Genomic DNA, 4,709 nt, shown 5'->3' on the forward strand with positions numbered 1-4,709 from the left:
AGGCCAGCCTCCCCATTTACAAGCTCAACATCCTCCGAATCGTATCCTGCATGGCCTGCTTGAAGCCTTCGTCCTGGGAGTAGAGCTTGTACATTTCCAGCTCGCTACGGCGCTGCTGGCTAATGGCTTCCTGTATCATGCGCATAAGTGCCAAGTCCCGGTTCTGTACGTCTGGGTTATTAACATATTGAACTTCAAAATTGGGATGCTGCTTTACATGGCTTGTGATACTCACGAGTTTCATTCGCTGATCGTCAGGGCTTGCGCTCCAGCCGTGAAAGTACCGTTCGTTGAAGCTTTTGATGATTAGGTCCAATGGATTTTCGTCCTGTTCTCCTCCGTGGGCTCCGCGTGGGTTGGGGTTTTGCGGATCAACAACTGTTTCAGCATCATCCAGGGTTATAGAATGACCAAGCTTGGTCCGCTCCAGGCCGTAGGTGGAAAGGTCCACCGATTCTAAGAGCTCGTCAAGAGCAGCCGTTTCCGGACTGCAGATGATGAGCTTGGGGATCAGGAACTTCAGGAACCAGAACAGCTTTTCCCATTTCAGCACCTCAAAAGGCATGATGGAAGCCATTTGGCCGTAGATCTTCACAAACTGCTTGGCCTTGATCTTGAAATCGGCTTTGTCGTTGTCGGCCAGTTCTAACCCGCTGTTGAACCGGTCGGCGGCTGTGTCAATGATTGGGCTTAGCTGTTGGGCATCGACTCCTTTGAAGTACTTCTCAACAAATTCTTCTACTTCGTCCCATTCATAAACGCCAACTCCGTCTAAGTGTGCCTTTAGCTCATGCAATACGTTTACATCCGTTGCTTCGCTGAGGGTAGTACCCGTGTAGAATGGATCGAAGGCCTCCTTAATGTCTTCGACGGTATTGAAGAAGTCCAGGATAAACAGATCTTCCGTCTTTTTGCCCAGCTTGTTGGCCGACCGGTTCAGCCGCGAAAGTGCCTGCACTGCCAGGACTCCCTGTAATCGCTTATCTACGTACATGGCGGATAGTTTGGGCTGGTCAAAGCCGGTCAGGAATTTGTTGGCGACAACCAACAGGCGGTATTCGTCGGTATCGAACTTTTCCTTGATGTCCTTACCGGAAAATCCGTTTAGCGTGTCTTCGGTGTATTCAATACCATCAACGGTTTTCTTGCCCGAAAAGGCAATGATGGCCTTAAAACGGGCTCCTTTCTCTTCCAGTATCCGGCGAATGGCAAAGTAGTAGCGGATGGCCGTTTCGATGTTCTGCGTTACGATCATGCCTTTGGCTTTGCCTTTCAGCTTCTTGCTGTTGACCACTTGGGGAATGAAGTGGTCGATCATGATCTCGGCTTTGGTGTTGATGGTCTGCTGGTGCTGTTCAACGTAAGCTTTTAGCTTTTTCTGGGCCTTTTTGTTGTCAAACAGCGGATTGTCTTCTATCGATTTTTCAATCTCGTAATAGCTCTTGTAGGTGGTGTAGTTGGCCAATACATCCAGGATAAAACCTTCTTCAATGGCCTGTTTCATGGAGTAAAGATGAAACTCCTTGAAGGTTCCGTCCGGCTGCTTCACCCCGAACTTTTCGAGGGTGTTGGGCTTTGGGGTGGCGGTAAAGGCAAAGTACGAAGCATTGTCGCGGATCTTCCGTGACCGCATCGCTTCAATAATTAAATCCTGCTCGTCTACGTCGTCTTCATCGTCCGGTGCTGGCTTGTGACCCATGGCCCGGTTCATGTTGTCGTGGGCGCTGCCGCTCTGTGAACTATGGGCTTCGTCAATGATAACCGCAAACCGCTTGTCGCTCAGGTCGGCTATGCCATTGACGATGAAGGGGAATTTCTGAATGGTGGTAACGATGATCCGCTTGCCGCTTTCCAGCGCCTGCCGTAAGTCCTGCGCACTGAAGGCGGGGGCTACAATATTCTTGACTTCCGAAAACTCTTTGATGTTATCACGGATTTGTTTGTCCAGAATAGTGCGGTCGGTTACGACAATGACCGAATCGAACAGGGGATGGCCCGTACCTTTGCTGCCGGGTAGGTCGGCCCGTTCCGGATAGGTTTCAATGAGCTGGTAGGCTGTCCAGGTAATGGAGTTGGATTTGCCGGAACCGGCTGAGTGCTGAATCAGATACGTTTGTCCAACGCCTTTCCGGCTGCAATCGGCCAGGAGTTTCCGAACTACATCTAACTGGTGGTAGCGGGGAAAGATCAGGTTGCGTTTGGTGAGCGGATCGCTCGGTTTGCCGTCGAGCGTGACGAAATGCTGGATGATGTTGCTCAGACTTTGGCGGGTAAGTACCTCGTCCCACAAGTAAGCGGTTTTGTGACCAAAGGGATTAGGCGGGTTTCCGGCTCCGAAATTATGCCCTTTGTTGAACGGTAGAAAAAACGTGTCTTTGCCATTGAGCCGGGTGGCCATAAAAATCTCGTCGGTATCCACGGCAAAGTGGACCACACAACGCCCGAACTGAAACAGCGGCTGCGTAAAATCCCGCTTTTTGTACTGCTCTATACCATGTACCCGTGCGGTCTGTCCGGTCCAGTGGTTCTTGAGTTCCAGGGTAGCTACTGATAGCCCGTTGATGAACACCACCATATCGACGGACTCATGCGGATTGGCTTTGGAGAAATGTACCTGCCGGGTAACGCTGAACTCGTTGCGCTCAAAGTCTCGCTTTACCTCCTCACTGCTGGATGCCAGCGGAGGAACAAACATCAGGGTAAAGTAGGCGTCATCGACCTCCAAGCCTTTGCGGAGTACGTGCAGTACGCCGTAGCGGGAAATCATCCGGTCGAGCCGCTGCAAAATACGCAGCTCCCATTGGGGCTGGTCTTTGAGCTTAGCTAACTCATCGGCCTGTGTGGTTTCCAGGAAGTGCCAGAATCGGCGGGTGTCCAGGGCGTATTCGGCGTTGAAATCGGTGGGGTTGCCAATCTGGTAGCCGTTGCCGGTGCGGTAGGTTTCGTACCGTTCGGCAACCATATCGGCCCGCGAGGAGCCACCCGGCTCGTTTAGCTCCTCGCGGGTAGTGCCGGCAAGTTTTTTCTCAATGGCGGCTTCCAGGGCCTGTTCTGTGGTTAAGGAAGGCATAGTGGATACAGGTTACTCCATCCAGTCAAATAAAAACGTTTCGTTGTAGTCGACCGCAAATTTTTTCAGGAACGTGCGGTATTCTTCCTGAAAGGTTCGGGTGCGGTGGTGTTCTTCCTGATTGAGAACGTATTGATACACGGCATCGAGCTGCGAATGGGCGTAGGAGAACGCGCCGTAGCCTTCCTGCCACGCGAATTTTCCGGGTAGCCAATGCTGCTCATTGATGTATTTGCTGGCATTGTTTTTTACATCGCGGACGAGGTCCGACAGGCACATGGCCGGTTTCAGGCCGACAAACAGGTGGACGTGGTCGGCCACGCCGTTAACAATTATAGCTTTCTGATTTTTACTGTCGATGATGCCGGACATGTATTTGAATACCTCATCGCGCCAGGGTTTGCGGAGCAGGTTTTCGCGGCCTTTCACGGCAAAGATGACCTGAATGTAAATTTGCGAATAGGTGCCGGGCATGGTGGTAGGGTTGGGGTTCGGTTAGGGATAAAGGTAATGGTTCCGGCGTTAATTTTTTGCGTGTATCAACCCGGTGGTATGGTTCGGGGTTTATCATGTCACCCCCGCGACGGCGGCCCGGTTCGGGGTTTTACAAAACGGAACGGTTACGTTAATGCTATAATCATGTCACCCCTTCGGGGTTTTACAAAACGGAACGGTTACGTTGATGCTATAATCTTGCCACCCCCGCGACGGCGGCCCGGTTCGGGGTTTAGCATGGGATACTTTGCATTTCGGTTTCTATAATCGTGTCACCCCTTCGGGGTTATTTCCTTATTCAAACCCCGAAGGTCGCCCTCGCGGAGGTAGATAAGATTATTGCATACCGGAATTAACAAGGTCCGAAAACCCCGAAGGGGTGGTATGATTATAGCCATTCAGGCAAGAAAATCATTCCCCTTTCAACCCCGAACCGGGCCGCCGTCGCGGGGGTGACACGATTATAGCAGATAGGTTCCCGTCCAAATAGGATTACACCCGTATCTTCCCCGTCACCGCTGAGTTAATCAGCACCGCTTTCAACTCCAGAAGCTTTTCGATTTGCTTAGTCAGAATCTTTTCAGCGTTGCTGAATTCATTATCGAGTTCAAGCAGCTTTTGAGATATTTCTCGCTGCTCTTCCACTGGAGGAGATGGAACTCTGACGTCTCCGAACTTATCAAAATAGAGCCTTAGCCGCATATCCATAATTCCACGAGAGTGACGCTTTAACTCCGATGAGCAAATAGGTAGTCGGAATAACGTATGATAGTATTCACCTGCTATTGCTATGATAGGTCTAAGAATATCATAAGCAGGACTAGTTACGCCATCGTACTCAGAAAGGCCAATGGCACCCATCCAAGCTAGAAGCTTGTTCACAATAAAATCGCCTTTCTTCACACGCCAATACCCATCAGTAGTGGAAGCTCGGTTACCTCTCTCTTCTAGCTCCTTACGTGGTTTTACACCAATATCAGTGTATATGGAGAGAAGTTCGTAGTCATTGTTGTTTGGTGGTTTAGCCCCCTATAAGTTGGACACAGATTCTATTATTACGGATTTTATTTTGAGTCTAGGCAGCCTTATGCCCTGCTTCGATAAGAAACTGGCCGGACATTGATACCCCAGTCCCGAATGTAAG

The 4,709-nt window shown here is 50.5% G+C and carries 3 protein-coding genes; all 3 read right to left on the reverse strand.

Annotation, left to right across the window (positions count from 1 at the left end):
• Positions 1 to 16: 16 nt before the first annotated feature.
• Positions 17 to 3,070: a type I restriction endonuclease subunit R gene (locus ABD931_RS22290; RefSeq protein WP_345270183.1), complete on the reverse strand. Its 3,054-nt coding sequence runs from the start codon at positions 3,068 to 3,070 to the stop codon at positions 17 to 19.
• Positions 3,071 to 3,082: 12 nt separating this feature from the next.
• Complete coding sequence (gene tnpA / locus ABD931_RS22295) at positions 3,083 to 3,544, reverse strand: IS200/IS605 family transposase (RefSeq protein WP_345270184.1); 462 nt, start codon at positions 3,542 to 3,544, stop codon at positions 3,083 to 3,085.
• A 513-nt stretch (positions 3,545 to 4,057) separates the two neighbouring features.
• Positions 4,058 to 4,468, reverse strand: coding sequence for a restriction endonuclease subunit S (locus ABD931_RS22300; RefSeq protein WP_345270185.1), 411 nt, complete (start codon positions 4,466 to 4,468; stop codon positions 4,058 to 4,060).
• Between the last annotated feature and the right edge of the window lie 241 nt (positions 4,469 to 4,709).

The organism is Nibrella viscosa, from assembly GCF_039541875.1.
Lineage (GTDB): Bacteria > Bacteroidota > Bacteroidia > Cytophagales > Spirosomataceae > Nibrella > Nibrella viscosa.

What these genes read in the sequence shown, in the direction of transcription:
- tnpA (WP_345270184.1), bottom strand. Translation starts at nt 3,544, where the DNA reads ATGCCCGGCACCTATTCGCAAATTTACATTCAGGTCATCTTTGCCGTG.
- ABD931_RS22290 (WP_345270183.1), bottom strand. Translation starts at nt 3,070, where the DNA reads ATGCCTTCCTTAACCACAGAACAGGCCCTGGAAGCCGCCATTGAGAAA.